Origin of the sequence: Roseobacter litoralis Och 149 (assembly GCF_000154785.2) — a bacterium.
GTDB classification, from domain to species: Bacteria; Pseudomonadota; Alphaproteobacteria; order Rhodobacterales; family Rhodobacteraceae; genus Roseobacter; species Roseobacter litoralis.
In genome coordinates this window covers 2,901,186-2,919,440 of the sequence record NC_015730.1, presented here as the reverse complement: position 1 = coordinate 2,919,440, position 18,255 = coordinate 2,901,186, and the positions used below count along the sequence as shown (strand labels likewise).

17 protein-coding genes are annotated in these 18,255 nt (G+C 56.6%); 4 read left to right on the top strand and 13 right to left on the bottom strand.

Features of this window, described 5'->3' with window-relative positions:
- Window positions 1-37 precede the first annotated feature (37 nt).
- Complete coding sequence (locus RLO149_RS13910; RefSeq protein WP_013960549.1) at window positions 38-1,057, top strand: IS110 family RNA-guided transposase; 1,020 nt, start codon at window positions 38-40, stop codon at window positions 1,055-1,057.
- A gap of 361 nt (window positions 1,058-1,418) precedes the next feature.
- Here the strand turns inward: RLO149_RS13910 and RLO149_RS13905 are convergent, their stop codons facing one another.
- Both RLO149_RS13905 and RLO149_RS13900 read right to left on the bottom strand, forming a co-directional pair.
- Window positions 1,419-1,919 (bottom strand): hypothetical protein, encoded by a 501-nt coding sequence (locus tag RLO149_RS13905; protein WP_013962732.1) that lies wholly within the window; start codon window positions 1,917-1,919, stop codon window positions 1,419-1,421.
- A gap of 569 nt (window positions 1,920-2,488) precedes the next feature.
- Window positions 2,489-2,887 carry a hypothetical protein gene (locus RLO149_RS13900; RefSeq protein ID WP_013962731.1) on the bottom strand — a complete coding sequence of 133 codons (399 nt, stop codon included), beginning with the start codon at window positions 2,885-2,887 and terminating at the stop codon, window positions 2,489-2,491.
- A 93-nt stretch (window positions 2,888-2,980) separates the two neighbouring features.
- Here RLO149_RS13900 and RLO149_RS13895 point away from each other — a divergent pair, with 93 nt between their 5' ends.
- Genes RLO149_RS13895 through RLO149_RS13885 form a run of 3 tightly spaced genes read left to right on the top strand, consistent with a single transcriptional unit; the run spans window position 2,981 to window position 6,380 of the window.
- Window positions 2,981-4,555: a recombinase family protein gene (locus tag RLO149_RS13895; protein WP_013962730.1), complete on the top strand. Its 1,575-nt coding sequence runs from the start codon at window positions 2,981-2,983 to the stop codon at window positions 4,553-4,555.
- Window positions 4,555-5,466, top strand: a complete 912-nt coding sequence (locus RLO149_RS13890) for a plasmid partitioning protein RepB C-terminal domain-containing protein (protein ID WP_013962729.1) — start codon at window positions 4,555-4,557, stop codon at window positions 5,464-5,466. The genes RLO149_RS13895 and RLO149_RS13890 overlap by 1 nt, the downstream gene beginning before the upstream one ends.
- Window positions 5,463-6,380 carry a plasmid partitioning protein RepB C-terminal domain-containing protein gene (locus RLO149_RS13885; protein WP_013962728.1) on the top strand — a complete coding sequence of 306 codons (918 nt, stop codon included), beginning with the start codon at window positions 5,463-5,465 and terminating at the stop codon, window positions 6,378-6,380. The genes RLO149_RS13890 and RLO149_RS13885 overlap by 4 nt, the downstream gene beginning before the upstream one ends.
- Window positions 6,381-7,269: 889 nt before the next feature.
- Here RLO149_RS13885 and RLO149_RS13875 read toward each other — a convergent pair.
- The 11 genes from RLO149_RS13875 to urtB all read right to left on the bottom strand — a co-directional run bounded on the left by RLO149_RS13875 (window position 7,270) and on the right by urtB (window position 18,225).
- Window positions 7,270-8,772: an amidase gene (locus RLO149_RS13875; RefSeq protein WP_013962726.1), complete on the bottom strand. Its 1,503-nt coding sequence runs from the start codon at window positions 8,770-8,772 to the stop codon at window positions 7,270-7,272.
- A 260-nt stretch (window positions 8,773-9,032) separates the two neighbouring features.
- Window positions 9,033-9,431 carry a nuclear transport factor 2 family protein gene (locus RLO149_RS13870; protein ID WP_013962725.1) on the bottom strand — a complete coding sequence of 133 codons (399 nt, stop codon included), beginning with the start codon at window positions 9,429-9,431 and terminating at the stop codon, window positions 9,033-9,035.
- Window positions 9,432-9,505: 74 nt separating this feature from the next.
- Entirely contained in the window at window positions 9,506-9,850 is a 345-nt protein-coding gene (locus RLO149_RS13865) for a hypothetical protein (protein WP_013962724.1), read from the bottom strand.
- Between the two features lie 16 nt (window positions 9,851-9,866).
- Window positions 9,867-10,574: a tetratricopeptide repeat protein gene (locus RLO149_RS13860; RefSeq protein WP_013962723.1), complete on the bottom strand. Its 708-nt coding sequence runs from the start codon at window positions 10,572-10,574 to the stop codon at window positions 9,867-9,869.
- Complete coding sequence (locus RLO149_RS13855; RefSeq protein ID WP_013962722.1) at window positions 10,571-11,674, bottom strand: aromatic ring-hydroxylating oxygenase subunit alpha; 1,104 nt, start codon at window positions 11,672-11,674, stop codon at window positions 10,571-10,573. Before RLO149_RS13855 ends, RLO149_RS13860 begins: the two co-directional genes overlap by 4 nt.
- A gap of 103 nt (window positions 11,675-11,777) precedes the next feature.
- Window positions 11,778-14,183, bottom strand: coding sequence for a N,N-dimethylformamidase beta subunit family domain-containing protein (locus tag RLO149_RS13850; RefSeq protein ID WP_013962721.1), 2,406 nt, complete (start codon window positions 14,181-14,183; stop codon window positions 11,778-11,780).
- A 97-nt stretch (window positions 14,184-14,280) separates the two neighbouring features.
- Entirely contained in the window at window positions 14,281-14,721 is a 441-nt protein-coding gene (locus RLO149_RS13845) for a N,N-dimethylformamidase alpha subunit family protein (protein WP_013962720.1), read from the bottom strand.
- 35 nt (window positions 14,722-14,756) lie between these two features.
- Complete coding sequence (urtE, locus tag RLO149_RS13840) at window positions 14,757-15,455, bottom strand: urea ABC transporter ATP-binding subunit UrtE (RefSeq protein WP_013962719.1); 699 nt, start codon at window positions 15,453-15,455, stop codon at window positions 14,757-14,759.
- A complete protein-coding gene (locus RLO149_RS13835; protein ID WP_013962718.1) occupies window positions 15,455-16,204 on the bottom strand; it encodes an ABC transporter ATP-binding protein in 750 nt (249 codons plus the stop codon). The genes urtE and RLO149_RS13835 overlap by 1 nt, the downstream gene beginning before the upstream one ends.
- Complete coding sequence (locus RLO149_RS13830; RefSeq protein WP_013962717.1) at window positions 16,201-17,307, bottom strand: ABC transporter permease subunit; 1,107 nt, start codon at window positions 17,305-17,307, stop codon at window positions 16,201-16,203. The genes RLO149_RS13835 and RLO149_RS13830 overlap by 4 nt, the downstream gene beginning before the upstream one ends.
- 36 nt (window positions 17,308-17,343) lie before the next feature.
- Window positions 17,344-18,225 (bottom strand): urea ABC transporter permease subunit UrtB, encoded by an 882-nt coding sequence (gene urtB / locus RLO149_RS13825; protein WP_013962716.1) that lies wholly within the window; start codon window positions 18,223-18,225, stop codon window positions 17,344-17,346.
- Window positions 18,226-18,255 lie beyond the last annotated feature (30 nt).

Genomic DNA, 18,255 nt, shown 5'->3' with positions numbered 1-18,255 from the left:
TGCAGTTGTCTATCACTGCTATGAAAGGAGCTACCCAATGCAAGTTACAACAATCGGTATCGATCTGGCCAAACATGTTTTTCAGGTTCACGGAATTACTGAGGATGGGGAGGTTGTCTTCAATCGAGCGATCCGGCGCGCACAACTCATGCAGTTCTTCATCAATCTGGAGCCCTGTTTGATCGGCATGGAGGCATGCGGGTCCAGCCACTATTGGGCGCGAGAACTGACCAAGCTTGGGCACGATGTTCGCTTGATCCCAGCCAATTATGTGAAGCCCTATGTCAAACGCGGCAAATCTGACGCGAATGATGCCGAAGCTATATGTGAAGCGGTGACACGCCCGACGATGCGGTTTGTTGCGCCCAAATCCGAGGAACAGCAGGCCGTCTTGTTCCTGCATTGTGCGCGCGATTTGATCGTCAGGCAACGAACACAACTCAGCAACATGCTTCGCAGTTTGCTCGCCGAGTTTGGTGTCATCATTCCACAAGGAACCGGAGCCGCAGTCAAATACGCCAAAGGTGTTCTGGAGGGAGAAAAGCCCGCCCTTCCGCAAATCGCAATTGATGTTCTGAAACAACTTAGCCACCAACTTGTCGCTATGCATCTCCGGTTCCGCTGGTACGAGATGCGCATGCGACTTCATTCGAAACTGGACAAACGCGTTATGCTGTTGCGCACGATCCCAGGCGTTGGCCCTGTGACCGCGTCCGCCATTGTTGCCACTATCGGCGACGCAAAACAGTTTAAGAATGGTCGACAATTTGCAGCGTGGCTGGGGCTCACACCTCTGAACATGTCGAGTGGCGGAAAAGAACGATTAGGACGGATCACAAAAATGGGTGACCGATACATTCGGCGTCTTTTGGTGACCGGGATGACAGCGAGATTGCGGCAAATGAAAGTGAATCCTGACCGCGTCGATCCATGGGCTATCGGCCTTCTTGAGCGCAAACCTGCTCGACTGGCGACCGTTGCAATGGCAAACAAGACTGCTCGAATTGTCTGGGCGGTGTTAACCAAGAACGAATACTACCGGCCTCACACAGCCTAACAAAAGGAACACCCGAGACAGCAAGACCTACGAAATGATGGCGCACAGTCAGCCCGCCAACCAAGACACCCCGTCGAATGTCCAGGACACATTGTTGTTCGATAAGCCGTTTGGGACTTGGTCGCGGAAACCATCAGGGCCGGCGGCTACGAGTGCCGCGCAAACAGGCCGGACACACGTCTGCTTCTGACCAGTGCGAAATTACTTCAAATATGTCTTGCTATGCAGGAGCTATCCACACAGGACCTTCGCTATCGAAGGACAGCTCGACCACGGCCAACGGACCATCTGACGCGAAATACGATCCAAATTAACAATTTCTCGACATTCCGCCACCACCTCTTGCGTCGAAAAATAGTGTTTATTCAAATGATCGTTCCTTGGCTTCATCAGCCTCCTTTTCACGTGCCCGTTCATGGGTTTCCCACGTACGGGCCTGAGCGATGACCTGACGTGCTGCCTCATGAATGGCCTGATTTTCATGTTCCAAAAGTACCCTAAGAGCGTCCGTGTTTCGCTTCATGATATCTGCCCTACTACCGGACCAGCCATTTGGAGTAATTTGCTCTGCATAGCCGTTGAGCACGTCGACAGGGTTAGGACTGGCTTCCAGGAACTGGATGCAGCCATCGGCCAATCTAACCCGGTCGCTGTCTCCTGATGGGGTGAAGACTGAAAGCCCGTTGGCTAATACCTGCCATACCTGTGGGTCCGGCTGCGCCTGACCCCAAGCTATCAAACGCTCGATTTCAATGTCGTCCAGCACTGAACGCCGATGGGATACGTGCTCCAGTTGCCGTTTACGGTACCTCTGCTGATCATCAGTGCCTTGGAAAACACGATCCAGAAACTCGTCGGGCATTGCCGCGACGGTGGTTGCGACAGCACTCTCGTAACAGCCTGCCCGGCGACTGGCAGGACCAACGCGATCTTATCGCGACTCTCACGCATCGCTGAAACGGACAGTGCGACCGCGAAAAGGCCGATCCCAGACGACAGGGCAGTTCAGGGCCTGACCCATGCCACACAACGGTCTGCTCCAATGCCACGATCCCGCAACCCACTGAAACAACGCCACTATCCAAACGGACACACGCACCGTCTGCATTCAAGGAAGTGGTTGGCTGTGCAGGCAGTCCCAAGCTATCCAGTCTGAGCCGAAATTCCCTGTTATCAGGGAAAATACAGGGAAAAACTGCTGATTTTGCCGATCCTCGGGTTCTTTGCGTTGATTTCTGAAACGAAAACAAATTCTTACGCGTGAATTCCCTAAGTCAGATAGCAGGGAAACTCCGCGCAGCTATCAGTGAAATTTTTACAATGAGCAGGGAAGCCAACAGCTGCCTTTATGGCGCCAATGGCCTTTGGTGAAATGGACCAAGCGGGCTTTACGCTGTTTTTGACAGATGCGCTCCGGCCTGCACTTGCAAATCAACTATCCTGGTCAGTTTGACCGTCACCACCAAGCTGACGCACGGCATCAAGCAGATCCGAAATCGCGTCTTCGGCAGCCGCGAGCTTGATCGCCACCATCAGATCTTCCCGCCCAGCCATGGCCAGGAAGGTACCCAGCACCTCGTCGGAGTGCCGCGACAGCGCAATCAGATGCGCCCCACTCGGACCGTAGGTTCCCGAGAACCAGTTCTTCACCGTCTTCTCATTGGCACCCGTCCACGCCGCCACGGTCTTCACACCCGCCCGACTGTCGCCGAGCGACCGCTTCAGTGCCGATGCGATTTCTTCGACAAAGCATCCATTCGTCTGATGACCGCCTGTCCCATTATATCCGTTTTCTTTTGGAAAGAACTTGCCCTTTTTCGGAAACGACATTCCACACTCCTTCGCATTACATGATGCGAAGAATTCAACCGTTGATTCCGAAGGGAGCGATGGATTTGCCCGGAATAATGAGGAGATAAGCATGTGACTGGTCGATGGGCGGCCCACTCCGACAAGAGCGACGAGCCGCCTGAAACGGATGTGCCGGCCGTCGCCTATGTGCGGATGTCGACCGATCACCAGAAGTACTCCACCGAGAACCAGCTCGACACCATCCGGAATTACGCCACCGCCCGGGGGTTGCATATCCTGCGCGTGTTCGAGGACTCCGGTCGGTCCGGGTTGCGGCTGGATGGCCGCGAGGCGCTGCAGAACCTGATGGCCGAGGTCAGAACCGGCCAAGCGGATTTCAAGGCCATTCTGGTCTATGACGTCAGCCGCTGGGGTCGGTTTCAGGATGCCGATGAAGGGGCGTATCACGAGCATGTCTGCTCTCGCGCCGGGATCCGCGTTCACTATTGTGGCGAGCAGTTCGAAAACGACGGCAGCATCGGCTCCAACCTGCTAAAAACCGTCAAGCGGGTCATGGCGGGCGAATACAGCCGGGAACTATCCGTGAAGGTATTCGCGGGGCAATGCCGTCTGGTGGAGCTTGGTTACCGCCAGGGCGGCGCTCCCGGATACGGCCTGCGCCGGGTGCTGATCGACGAACACGGCAACCCAAAAGGCGAATTGTGCCGCGGTGAACAGAAGAGCCTTCAGACCGACCGTGTTGTCCTTGTTCCAGGCCCTGAGCAGGAACAGGATGTCGTGCGCAGCATGTACCGGATGTTCGTTGAGGATGGCTGCTCGGAGCGTGAGATTGCGGACGCCTTGAATGCAGAGGGGCATCTGACGGATCTGGAGCGGCCATGGTCCCGAGCATCGGTGCACCAGATCCTGACCAACGAAAAATACATCGGTAACAATGTCTACAACAAGGTTTCTTACAAGCTGAAGCAACGCCGGGTGGTGAATCCACGCGAGATGTGGATCCGGGCCGAGGGTGTCTACCCTGCCATTGTGGATAAAGCGCTGTTCCTGCGCGCACGCGAAATCGTTGACGCGCGCAGCCAGCATTTCACGGATGAAGAATTGCTCGAAGCCCTGCGCGGCGTGCTGAAGCAGAAAGGCGTTCTGTCCGGACTGATCATCGATGAAGAGGACAACCTGCCTTCGTCCGGCGCCTTCCGGCACCGCTTCGGCAGCCTTTTGCGCGCCTACCAGATGATCGGATACGAGCCGGAGCGCGATTATCGCTACGTCGCGATCAACCGGGCCTTGCGGCAGGCCCACCCCGGCATCGTGGCCCGGATCCTCGACGGTGTCACTGAACGTGGAGGACGGGCTGTGCAGGATCCGGACACGGACCTGATCCGCATCAATGACGAGTTCACGACGTCGGTGGTGCTTGCCCGGTGTTTCGAAACGCAGGGCGGTTCCCTGCGATGGCGCATCCGCCTCGATGCCGGCTTGGTGCCCGACATCACGATTGCCGTGCGGATGGACGAATTGAACGAAGCGCCACGCGATTATTACCTGCTGCCGAGCATCGATATGACCATGGCCAGACTGAGGCTGGCCGAGCAGAACGGGCTGTCGCTGGACGCCTACCGCTTCGACACGCTCGACTATTTTTATGCGCTCGCTGGCCGGGCCCGGATCACGGAGGCCGCCTGATGCCAGACGACGCCCAGGACATTACCCAAAAACAGGTCACTCTCATCCCCACCGACCGAATTCGTATTCTCAATCCCCGTGTGCGCAACCGGCGCACCTTCGAGGAAATGGTCGAAAACATCGCAAAGATCGGCCTGAAGCGACCTATCACGGTGGCGCAGCGCGCCGGTAAAGATCCAGCGGAATATGACCTCGTCTGTGGTCAGGGTCGGCTCGAGGCGTTCATCGAGCTTCGGCAGGATGCCATCCCTGCCATCATCATCGACGCCGACGAGAGCGACTGCCTGGTCATGAGCCTGGTGGAGAACTGTGCACGCCGCCAGCACAGCCCGATCGACCTGATGCGTGAGATCGGCAACCTGCGCAAACGCGGCTACAATGATCGCCAGATCGCAAACAAGATCGGCGTCACACCAGACTATGTCGGCATGATCGCGGGGCTTCTGGAGCGCGGGGAAGAACGGCTGGTCTCGGCTGTGGAAACCGGCCTTTTGCCGCTGAACCTTGCCATCGACATTTCAAAGACAGATGCCGAGGGCGGACAGCGCGCTCTGATGGATGCCTACACCCAGAAAAAACTGCGCGGCAAGAAGCTGGCCGCCGTGCGTCGGCTCATCCAGCAGCGCGACGCACAGGGTCCGCACCTCCATCGCAATCGCTATGGCAGAAGCGACGGCGCTAAGCGCCCCCTGACCAGCGACGCGCTTGTGAGTGCCTATCAACAGGAGGCGGAGCGCCAGAAGGTGCTCATCAAGAAAGCTGAGCTGACGCAGGGCCGCCTGATGTTCGTCGTGGAAGCGTTTCGCTCGCTTCGTGACGATGACCATTTCCTGACGCTCTTGCGCGCGGAGGGGCTGGACACCCTGCCCACATATCTCAGTCAATCGCTGGACGCAGGAGCGGCCGAATGAGGCGGGGCAAGCGCAAAACCCCGGACGCGGTTGCGCTCGGCTTTGAGAGTGATTGCGTCACCGTGCCGGTAGAGTCCGTGCTGCCCGTGAAGGCGCTGCGCGCATCGGTCAAATCCAGCCGCAAATACCGCCAGATCACCGCGTCGATCAAAGAGGTTGGCCTGGTCGAACCGCCGGTCGTCACGCGATCCACGGGTGAGGAAGGCACCTATATGCTGCTGGATGGGCATATTCGGATCGAGGTGCTGAAAGATCTCGGCATTGAACGGGTCGAATGTCTGATTTCAACGGATGACGAGGCCTTCACCTATAACAAGCGGATCAGCCGCCTTGCGCCTATCCAGGAGCACAAGATGATCCGGAAGGCCATTGAGCGCGGGGTCTCCGAGGAAAAGATCGCCCTGGCTCTGGACCTCAATCCGCGCAGCATTGTGCGCAAGGCCAAACTCCTCGACGGGATCTGCGAAGAGGCCGTCAGCATCCTGAAGGACAAACACTGCGCGACGGCTGTGTTCGAGACTCTACGCAAGATGAAAGCCATGCGCCAGATCGAGGCGGCAGAGCTGATGATGAACGCGAACAATTACTCTCCGGCGTACATCTCCGCAATTCTGGCGGGAACACCCCAGGCGCAGCTGGTGGACAAGAAGAAAACCAAGAAGATGAAGGGCATCACTCCGGAGGCCATGGCCCGCATGGAGCGCGAACTGGCCCGGCTGCAGGAAGGGGTCACCTCGATCCAGGACTCCTATGGCCAGGACCACCTGCAGCTGACCGTCATCAAGGGGTACCTGGGAAAGCTGCTCGGGAACGCCCGGATCGTCCGGTACTTGATGCAACATCGGCCGGAATTTCTGGCGGAATTTCAAGCCATCACTGCGATGGCCTCTACCCCACCGCTCGAGGCGGAATAGTCAAAACGGCCAGAATTGATGGGGACCCGGACCCGATAAGCGCGGGGACCGCAGGAGACGCCGCACTGTGGGGCGGATCAAGCGCGGCGGAGGGGATGGCGGCGAACCCGTTCGGAGCCCACCAGGTCGGCCGAGGTTTCGCCGACCGCGCGACCGCGTATGTGGTTGCGGCAATTGCAGGCGTGCCGAGGGGGGGCGGATTGGCACGCCTGCTTGAGAATTTGGTCGCACCCAGCCTTAGTTTCAGTCGCTCATGCGTCTTTAAGTTAAATTTCATGTCCCTGTCCAAACACGACTTGAGAATCTTTTTAGCGATGTGAGCATCCAACCCATCGCCAATCTCGTACCTCTTTCTCGCCGCTTCTAGGGTAAGACGGCTGCGCATTCGCGTGCATAATACTCGGTCACTCCGCTGATGGTTTGGGAGCATTCGTGTTTAATATCAATATATTAATCATTGTCTTGTGCACTAAGTGTGCAAACTGAAATCGCCGTCCGGCGCGCTCAGTCAGGTGTTTGGCGGTTCTGTGGATTGGCACCAAAGATCACGCCGCCGGTACACCCGAGGTGCAAGCCATCACACTCATATGTATGCACCGTACGCTTTATGCGACGCCGGCACGTAGAAGATCACAGCCGAACGCCTGACATGGAAATGGACCGCGTCAAAAGGGGATGTGTGCTCTTACATCGACACCCTGCTATTAACTTTGGCCTTCCCCATACAAGCGCAGAAATGTGCACTTGGGTCAAGCCTTAACCGGGCGCGCCCAACTGTTGGCTTGCCTTCAAGACCTGCAAAAACGGTCGTGTCGCTGCATGAGGTCCACAACTCACTTTTGCAAGTCCCGGAAATCAAATTTCGGCTTGGGGCTGGCATGGACGCGGATCAATGCACTTCGTAGGCAAAAGCCTGCTTAATAAGCGATTTCTCCGACCAGAGTTTCCCGAGAAAGATAAGTTCAAAAGGCGCTCCGGTTGCATAGAACCCGGCGGGAAGGGTCACCGCAGGCAACCCTGCAATATTCAACTCGCCCACGGTCGTTTCCTGAATCGTATCCCCGGAATGAAGACCCGGAAGCTCTTTTCGCATTTGTGGAAACACCAGCGAGTCGAGTTCGTGTTCGTCAAAGACCCTGTTGAAAATGTCTAGGTATGCTGCTTTCAAAGCAATAAATGCTGGTAGTTCAGGGGGCTGCGTCGGGTTCTCCATCGCAGCCCGGAAATCTGGCAGGCTGTTCATAAATTCTAACACGCCGCCGGGCCCGAACGGGTTCTCAGCAGCGGTAGCATCGGCAAATTCCGCAAAGGTTTTCAGCGCAGCATTCGGGCCGAGCCGATGCAGGTACTGACCGACGTCATAGGCGATTGATTCAAGGCCACGTCCGTCAAAGTTTGGGGTAGGGGCCGTTGGCTTTCTTAAAGATGCGAAATCTGTGCCTTCGAAAGGATCTTCGATCAGAACTGCGCCTGCCTCAGCAAGTTCTGACTTGGCGCGTTCATATAGGGCTGTGGTTTCTTCGCAAAGTGGCTGGTTTCGCCATCCAGACCCATAAAGACCGATGCGCTTGCCCGCAAGCCCGTCTTTGCTGAGGCCCGCCGCATAGCCTTCGGGCGGAATCTGCCCGACGCTTGCGAGGGTTTTTGGGTCTTCCGCACTGTAACCGGCCAGAACATCAAGGCAGATTGCTGCGTCAGTAACGTTGCGCGCGATGGGGCCGACCACATCGCGATTGGCAGAGAGAGGGACCACGCCCGCATTGGGTACGAGGCCGATTGTTGGCTTTATGCCGACCAGCCCATGGGCTGAGGCCGGGTTCTGAATGGAGCCACCGGTTTCTTCGGCAAGGCCTGCAACACACATGTTTGAGGCCACCGCAGCGGCTGTCCCTGCGCTTGATCCACCCGGAACGCGGTCTTCGATGACCACGTTCAAGGTTGGTCCCGCCCAGCTGTCATTGGCGTGGCTTCCGGTATGGCTGAGCACAGGCACGTTCGTCTTGCCGATGATCACCGCGTCGGCCGCACGCATCCGCGCAACAACCGGGGAATCCGTGCCCGGCATCAGATCAACCCCGCCTGTGCCGGAATAGAGCAGTTTCCATCCCGCGGTTGTCGGAAAACCCATCATATCCATTGGATCTTTGACAACGATGGGCACACCGGCCATCGCGCCCATTGCTTCGCCAGCGGCCCTTCGCCGATCAACGTCACGCGCTGTGTCCAGTGCCGCGTCGTTCATAAAGATGATGGCGTTGTAATGTGCATTGCATGCCTTGACCTGTTCAAGACAGGCCAGCGTCACCTCTTCGGCTGTGAAGGCCCCTGAGGCCAGTCCATCCGCAATGGATGCGATTGTCAATGTTTCAAGGTTCGACAAGGCAGCAGTCATTTACTTTTCTCCTAAATGTCGGAAATGATTGGTTTTCAGTTGGACATGCCTGATTGAAGCGTCGTCATTCGCTAGGATGAACCCGTTGGCGCAAAGCAAAGCCAGGCCGCCCAAAAAGATAATGCCGATGGCGATTTGCGCCCTCGTTATCAGGCATTTTCATGAGTTTCAGGTGCTGCCATTGAATTAGCTGTTGCCAGGCTGGACCGTGTCGCTGCATTTGCCCTCCTGTACGCGTTCCCGGACCGGGCCTTGGGCCGTTATTCCGGGATCTCATGGTCCAAGGCTTCGCTCAGCAAACCCGTGTCACAGTAGTGTTTGTAGGCCGTCAGCTTTTCGCCGTTTGAGGTCCAGAAGTGCACTGTCTCGAAATCGACTTCCTTCCCGGTCTTGGCGGCTTTAGCTCTGTAAAATCCTTTCACGACAAGAGTGGTCTCGTTGATCGGAATGAACTCTTCCGCATGGACTTCGAAATTATCAAATAGGGGGCCAAGCTTGTCAAAGAACGTTTTTGATGACTCCAGCCCGTCCTGAACGCCTCCGTATGGAAACCCCCGCATGATGTCGAACTGAAAGTCATCCGAAAGAACGTCCCCCAATTCACCCTCTCCGTTTACGATTTCATAAAACCCTGTCGCCAGTTGTGTGATGTCTTTCATGTCGTTTCTCTCCCTTTTATAAAGCCTCAGATTTTTTCCAGGCGTCGATTTCTTTATGTCGTAAACGTCCTCAATCAGGCTTGGGCGGTCCAGGCCGATTCAAGCAAATCTGCTGCATTGGGAAGACTTTGCTTGGATCTGAACAAGATCACCCATTCAATGACCCCTTCGCCTTCGAAGACGTCTGCATCGACAACTCCAAAACGTTGCATGAAATAGGTTTTCACAATCCCGGCGGCGCGTAGGGTGCCCGCCGGCTTGCCGAGGTAGATGAAGTCCTCAACGTTGTGCCCTATCGCTTCAAGTGTTTCATGAGGCGGACTTGACGAGATGACTACCTGCCAAAGCGAACCATCAGAGTCGAACTCCTTGATTGCATATAGAAACTCATACTTTATCTGTTGAACGCTGAAGCGCATGATCCGACCTTCTTGGTTAGTTGGTGTCGACACGGAAGTATAAGTCACCAGAACCAGAGCGATGGTCATGCATCCACTTTTCCACCATCTGGTGACCTGTATGAAGCTCGTCCGGCGTCATTTCCGCCACCAGCCCTTCCAGCATACTGATCGCGCTGCCTGCACCATGTTGTGCTGCAAGTGTCAGCCACATAAATGCCTTGTGACGATCCTTTGGGACGCCAAAGCCGTTGCGGTAGCTGAATCCAAGGCGAGCTTGGGCCGGGTGGTATCCGCTGTCTGCGGCCATCTGATAGTATTTAACGGCCATCTCGAGGTCTTTTTCGACGATCTTGCCTGCCGACAGCAGTGTTGCTGCATTGAACTGAGCGCCCGTATCACCAGCGTCTGCCGCCCTGCAAAGCCATTTCAGGCCGACCTCAATATCTTCGGCCACGCCATCGCCCTGAATGTACATGACGCCCAGATTGGTTTGTGCTTGAATACTGCCCATCTCGGCTGCCTTGAGGCAGCATTTGAAACCTGTCGTCTTGTCCACTGCACGCCCGTCACCGTTCATATGCATTGTGGACAACCAGAACCAAGCTGTTGCATCGCCTGCTTTGGCGCAGCTGTTAAAGACGTCATAGGCGGTCTCGAACTTGCTAGCTTCGTAAAAGGCGACGCCGTCCATGATATTGTATCCGGGCGCGCTCGGTGGCTCTTTGAGGGAAAGGTCGTTCATATCAAATAGTGCTCCACATTTCGGAAAATCGGTATGTCGCTGTCCACGTTCGGCATGTTTGCAATGCGAGAGACCAGCGCGTTCTGCGCCCACCACGCGGCCAGATCGCGCTGTTGGCGCGAGGCGGCGATGTCAGAAGTCACATCGAGCGCCGCACTCGACGGTACCGCCGCTTGTAGGGTTTCTGCTGTGGCACCGGCGTCGGTTAGCTCTGCTTGCCAGAACGCCAGACGATCCGCGCCGACGGGACCGTCCGACAGAATTTCGACGCGGAACAGCGTCTTGGTAATGGCGGTGTGCTGCAAGGTAATCACGCAGGTCTCGCCCCCCTGGCAGAGAAGGATCATGTTTGGAAATACCCAGCGTACAGACATGTCTGTGCCGTCCAGGGCGGTTCTGTGGCCTTCCATGAACCGGTCCGAAGAGGTCAACAACGCCTCTGTGCGGGCCAGCGCTTGACCGGAGAACTTCCAGTTGGCATCAAACTCCAGCCATGCGCGATGCAACCTTTCGACACCCGGGCCATTAAGGCGGTCGGGCAGGTCCAGTTCACCGGCCAGTTCGGTTTTGTCACCACTTGGATCTATGTTCACGAATAGCAGTGGCCCAATCTGTTCCACATGGACAGGGTGCAGTCGTTCGGGCCGCAGCCCAAGGTACTGGTACATAGTGCGAGTGTCGTCTTGGCCTTCGATCTTGGAAATCGGGCCCCGGTCGCGGCTGTATCCGCAGGATGTAAAGGAACAACTTGTGCGTTCACCCTGTTGGCATTGCGTCGGCACGATACGGCACCCGCCATGCTGGGCCAGGTTGAAGCGCCCTGTAAAATTGTAGCCTATGCGCTGCACGTGAATGCCATGATAGCCAAGGGTGAAGGGCAGGATGTCCCCGTCCTCCGGGATTTCATGGACGGTGCTGATGGGCACCCATTCCCGCGTCCATATGGCTTCGTCTTCTAGGTATAGAAACTGGAGCGATCTGAAGGCCAGACGGGGCAGGGCTGCCGCCTCACCAAAAGGAAGACACACGCTGTCAAAGGTTTTCGGGTCGCTGAGGGTGATGCCCTCGTCCCTGTAGCCTAGGTCTGGTCTGCGTACCATGTGGGCCTCCGGTTCCTGAATGAGGTGCTGGCCGGGCGATGGAATTTCGCAATCGAGCAGCGGTAATGGGGCCAGCGTTTTTGCCCGTCAGCCCCAAGGTTTGTTACTGCGCCGGGATCAAGTCGGGATTTCCGGCATCGCCATCGGCTCGGCCGCGTGCCCTGATCTCCGATTCTGGAACAGCAGGCAGTGGGCCATCCACCATGAAGTGGTTCAACACGTTCGCCGTCAGCTTCGAGATGTTGTTGTCGCAGTTGTTCCAAGGCAACGAGCCGCAATACGCGATCGAAGAGAATGAGAAACATCCGCCTCCGTTTGGCGTCTCGTGGAAGGCGATATCGCCTCGCACCCTTGGGTGCGTGGTGCCGTCCAGACCTTGCTGGTTAAAGCCGAAATCTTCGGTCACCAGAAGATAGGCCTCGGTGTGACGGCCCGCAGAGGTCGCTACCGTCAGCGTGTGAGGCGGGGAACCAAGCGTGAAGTCGACAATGTCGAGTTCCAACCCGGCAGCACCGCCGCCGACCAGGCCAAAGTTGCCTAGCATTTCGTCATAGTCGATCCCTTCGAAGGCCCATGAGACACGGGCGTTTTTGCTTTCCGGGGTTCTTGAGAAATAGCTCGAGACATCAAAGCCTTCTGATGACATTCCCACGCCAGCAACTGAATGCAGATAACGACCGCGGAAACGCCACATGCCGCCCAATTCTCCGGTGCCTGCGTGATAATACTCGCCCGGATCGGCACGCCATGTTCGAATGCCGGATTCGCAGCGCCGCATCTCGGTGATTACGCCGCGCCCTTTGTCCTCATAGGCGGGATGGTAGGAATGGACCCAATACCAAGCATCAGCGCCCATATACATCAGACGACCGCCACGCTGGGTGTAGTTGTGCAGCGCATCCAATTGCGTGCCAGAGTTATGTTCTGGGTGCGATCCTGTGATGATGACGTTGTAGTTCTCCAGACGCGCAAGCCCGTCATAGGTAATGTCTTCATCGGTGATGCAGTCGTATTCATAGCCCATGGTTTCGAGCCAGTAGATCAGATGCAGATCGGCCGGGTACTGCCAAGGCGCTTGCGCAAGAAAGTGGTCGTACTTGGGACGGTTGCTAAGGATTGGGCGCAGCCGGGATGAAAAGCAGATGCCGGTGCCGTCTGTGTGCGTGTCATAGATCGACCCGCCGTATTCGCGGTGCTCGGCCAGGAACATGTTCTGATGCTGCATGATCGGCACGCGGTAGATAAACAGCTCAGCCGCGCCTGCATTACAGGCCACGTGTTCGTTGGCATAAGCCATATAGCTGATCGTCGGCACCATGAAAGCGATCTTGGACTGTTCTTTGCCAATCTCGGGAACGACCCAGAACGGCACATAGTCTTCGTCGCCGTCTTGGGTGGTCAGTTTGGCCGCGTATGACCTGCTTTTGCAATCTGCGGGCACCTGCCATTCGAAATCCACTTCCCAGCGGGCATCGTCGATGTCGTCGTCATGAAAGCTAATTGCGCCGTACTGTGTGGGCGCTTCTTTCCAGTCAAAGACAGTGCCGCCCCAGTTGTGACCTGTCATGCCGCGGGTCGGCAGGTTCACGAACTCAAGATCCAACCGGTAGGGCCCAAAATCCGTGCCCTGAATGGTGTCGATCCCATCCGAGAACTCCCAGGCGGCAACGATCACTTCGGACAATGGTCCGGTGGGCCCAGAGTTGCGTCGTTCGGTCAGACCGGGCTGTGCGCCCAGCTTCATTGTCTCGATATCCTGTCGCGACAGGGCTTTGGAACAGATGCGCGGCGTCTCGATCTTGCCATTGTATTTCCCTGCCAGCACGACCCCTGCGGGTACCGAAGATCGCGCGGTGGGGTCATCCGACAACGCTTCAGTGAAGGCCGCGATGGCTGCGGGGACCGGCGTATGCGCGATCTTGTCCGAGATCGTTTTCGTAACTGGCGGGATCACCGGATCTAGGGCGTAGTGCACTTGCGGTTCGTGATAGAGGATCAATTCGCCGCTGGCCGCATCGAAGGTCGCCGCCACAAAGTGCCAGGCGTGATCGCGGACCGGTTCAGGGCTTTCCAGCGATACGCCATTGACCCGCACTTCAACATGTCCCTTTTCATTGATGAACAAGCCATATCCCTTGCCATCGCTCCACTTGGTCACAAGTCCCTGGGCGCCGTGCTTCCAGTACTTTGGGTGTGTTTTTGGTGCAGTGGGCCAGATCCAGCATTGCACAGTAAAGCTCTCGACGCGCAGTTGCGGGCAATCAGCCACATAGCCGTAAGAGCCGCTGTGGATCACTTGTTTGCGTCCGGGGACGGTTGCGCTCAGACCGCCGGGGACGGGCTTTTCGATGAATCCCGGTCCGCGGGGGTTCGTGTCGCCATTGATCATCTGGACGATCTCGGCCTTGAACTCTTTTGGCCCATCGCAGTTGATCATGAATTTGATGGTCTCTCCGGGGTGCACACCGAACGTATCGGCGTATCCGGCCAGTCGCATAGCTGCAGACATTGTTTTTCCTTCTTGTTTGACTTGCGCTTTGGCGGCCTGACTTTCTGTCAGGCGGCTGCCATTGCATCTTTTCTGGTCCTAAAGGGTGGGGCGTGGCTCAGGTGACGGGCCAATTGTCGTCACGGTGTTTCCAGCCCTCTTCGTAGTGCTCCGGCATACCGGCCGTTTCGGGTAACTCGTCCAGTCGCATCAGAAAGATCTCGTGCTGGACTTCCTGTTCGTCGGTAAAGACGCGGTCGTCGACAAATTCAGGGGGGACACCGCGCACGCCGGACAGACGGCCAATGCGCCATTCCTTCTCGACTTCGGTGCAAATGATGATCAACTTGCCCGCCATGGATTCACCACGCATGCGCAGCAAGACGCGCTTGAGCAGTGGGTCATCATGGACTCCGCCCGAGATAACGGTCGTGTCCCCCGGGGTCTCACATTTCAGGATTGAAAACCCCGCAACGCCTTTCATCGACTGTGTGCACTCGAGATGCGCCTGTATCAGTGCGTCTCTTTCCGGCGTTCCCTTCTTTGGAATGGATTGCATTTTCATTCTCCCTTGGTTGTCAAAAATTCAGCTCGTCAGACGGTCATGTGGCGATCGACCATATCGTCGGTCAGTTCCGAGATGGCACCGCCTTCGACGATGCGCCCGTTGTCCATCATCACGAACTGGTCCCCCAGATCGCGCGCCACTTTGATGTGTTGTTCGGATAGGATCATGCTGATGCCCATCTTGGTGTTGAGCATGCGCAGGGTCTCACCGATCTCGGCTACGATGTTGGGCTGGATCCCCTCGGTTGGTTCATCCAGCAGCAGGATCTGCGGATCCACAGCCAACGCCCGCGCAATGGCCAGCTGTTGTTGCTGCCCGCCAGATAGCTCTCCCGCGCGCCGGTTCAGGTTTTCCGCGAGATAGGGAAACAGCTCAAGGCAAATGTCAGGAACCTTCCCATCGCGCCCGGTCTTGGCGAACGTGCCCAGCAGGATATTCTCGCGCACGGTAAAGTTCCCGAGGATCTGTCGCCCTTGCGGCACATAGCCCAGCCCGTATTTTGCCCGCTCGTCCGTCCGAGCCTTGGTGACGTTTGTCCCAGCGACGGACAGCGTCCCAGTCATCTTGTCGACAAGCCCCATGATCGTGCGTAACAGGGTCGTCTTGCCGACGCCGTTGCGGCCCAGAACACAGACGCAAGAGCCCTTGTTCACTTCAAAATTGATGTTGCGCAGAATTTGTGTCCGCCCGTAAAAGGACGACACCCTATCCAGTTCCAAAAGCATCAGTGCGCATCCTCCGTGCCCAGGTAGACGGCGCGAACGCGTTCGTCTTTTTCAATGTCCTCAATGCTGCCCTGGGCCAAAAGGGCCCCCATATGCATCACCGTGACCACGTCCGCGATCTTGCGGACAAAGCCCATGTCATGTTCGACCAGGATGATCGTATGCGTGCGTTTGAGCGTGTTCAGGATGTCGACGGTCAGGCCGATTTCGTTCTCGGTCATGCCGGCAACGGGTTCGTCCAGCAGCAGGATCGCGGGATCCTGCATCAGAACCATGCCGATCTCGAGCCACTGTGTCTCGCCATGCGACAACAGCCCGGCCTCGACATCCAGACGCTGTGTCAGGCGGACTTGTTCCGAGATTTCCGCAAGTTTTTCTTTGCAGCCCTTGGCCGTCATGGAAAAGATGTTGCGCACTGCGTTAACTTCGCGGCTGTAGGCGACCTCGAGATTTTCACGCACAGTCAGGCCTTTGAGAACGGCCGGAATCTGGAACTTGCGTCCAACCCCCTTGCGCGAAATTTCGTGTTCTCCCTTGCCGGTGATATCGTCGCCGTTGAGATAGACCTTGCCCGCATCCGGTTTCTGGCGGCCACTGATCAGGTCGATTGTCGTAGTCTTGCCAGCCCCGTTCGGCCCCACAAGACATTGCAGCGTATGTTCGCTCACATTCAGGCTGAACCCGTTGATGACCTTGTTGCCACCAAAGCTCTTTTCAATGCCTTCGACCTTCAGAAAGCCGCCAATCATTTTGCCACCTCTTTTGCGTCTCTAAATTCTAGATTTGTCGTGGCGGTCTTTGCTTTGGCATTGGGCAGCAGGCCCAGAATAGTCTCCATAAGACCTGCAAATCCACCGGGCAGGAAGCGCACCACCAGTATGAAGGAGAACCCGAGGATCAGGATCCATGTGCTCAGGAACTGGTCGCCGACGTAGCTTTGTGCGCCTTGAACCGCAAAGGCCCCAAACATAGCCCAAATGAGCGAGTTGCGCCCGCCCAGAGCGGTCCAGATGACGATCGAGATCGAGAACCCGACTTCGAACTGTGCAGGCGATACATATTGCGTGAGCACTGCAAAGCAGCAGCCCGCGATTGCGGCGATCAGGCCGGAAAGCGTGTAGACCAGTGTTTCGTAGACCGCGACATTGTAGCCAAGAAAGCGCACGCGCTCGGGGTCGTCTTTCAGGGCGCGCACGACCAGTCCGAAGCGGCTTTGGTTGATCAGCTTTGCAGCGACCGTACAGGCCACCAGCATTGCAAAGACAGACCAGTAGGCACCGCTTGAATAGGGGTCGATTTCCAGGTTGCCTAAGTTAAGTGACCCGGGCGGAGAGATGCCGTTGACGCCATTGGTATAGGGTTGCAGATCCACAAAGATGGTCGCGAAAGCGCTGAGCGTGGCCAACGTCATGATGGCGAAGAACGGCCCTGACACGCGCGCCGTGAACATGATCCCGCCAAAGATCAGGTAAAAGGCGGTTGGGACCACGAGCGCCAGAGTGATGCCTGTCGCGGTGTTCTGGAAGGGTTGCCACAGCTGTGGCAGGCTATCGAGACCGTTGTTCAGCATAAACGGAGGGATCGTGCCTTCGGCCTGCGTTTGCATCTGCATGGTCATGGCCATGCAATAGGCGCCCAAGCCGAAGGCAATGCCTTGGCCCATGTTCAGAATACCGCCGCTGCCCCAACAAAGACTGATCGACACAGCCAGCATTCCATAGACGCCGTAGATCGCCAACTGGTTCAGCAAGAATGCATCATCCGATATCAAGGGGACTGCGCCGAGAACCGCGAAGGCAGCGGCATAAAACAGCCATTGCAGGGTTTTGTTGTGATAGATGTTCTGGTTCATTTTTAGTTGTGCCTGTCAAAGATATCTTTGTTTCACTTACCGACGCTTGCCGCTTGCCGAGATCAGCCCCTGCGGGCGGAACCTCAGAAAGACGATGATCACGACAAAGATAAGGAACTGCGCGAAGGTACTGTTGGTGATCAGAGCAAAAATCGATTGCAGCTCGCCGATTGCAAAGCTGGAGATTGCGCTTCCCATCAACGCACCACCACCGGTGACAACTGTCAGGAACGCCTCAACGACATATCCCGCACCCATGGTCGGCAAGACGATGTTCAATGCCCCGAACAATGCGCCCGCCACGCCGGCAAGCCCGGCTCCAAGCGCGAATGTGAAGGAATAGACCTGGCCGGCATTGATGCCGAAGGAGGCCGCCATTTCCCTGTTCTGGGTCACCGCCCGGACCTTGATCCCGAAGTCTGTGCGATAGAAAATAAACCACACAGCAGCGGCAAGACCGAGTGCCATGAGAATGATGAAAATACGGAAGGCCCCAAGGCTCAGCCCGCCTGCTTCGACATTTGTGGACAGGAAGCTTGGGATTTGGACGTACTTCGGATCGCTCCCAAAGATCAGCCGAGTTCCCTGAATGAGCACCAGCGATACCCCCCACGTGGCCAGCAGTGTATCAAGGGGCCTGTCGTAGAGATATCTGATCAGCGATTTTTCGATCGCGAACCCGATGGCACCGACAACAAAAAAGGCGGCGGGAATACATAGGAAATAAGGGATGCCAACGAAGGTTTGCAGAGCGTAGACCGTGTAAGCGCCAAGCATGATGAATTCACCATGTGCCATATTGATCACCCCGGCGGTGCCGTAAATGATTGTCAGTCCAAGCGCCGCTACGAAAAAGATGCTCGCTATGCTCAGGCCGAGAATAAGCGAATTGGCAAACGCGATAGACGAGAAATCCATCTTGTAACCCCCATGGTGTCAAAACTGCAG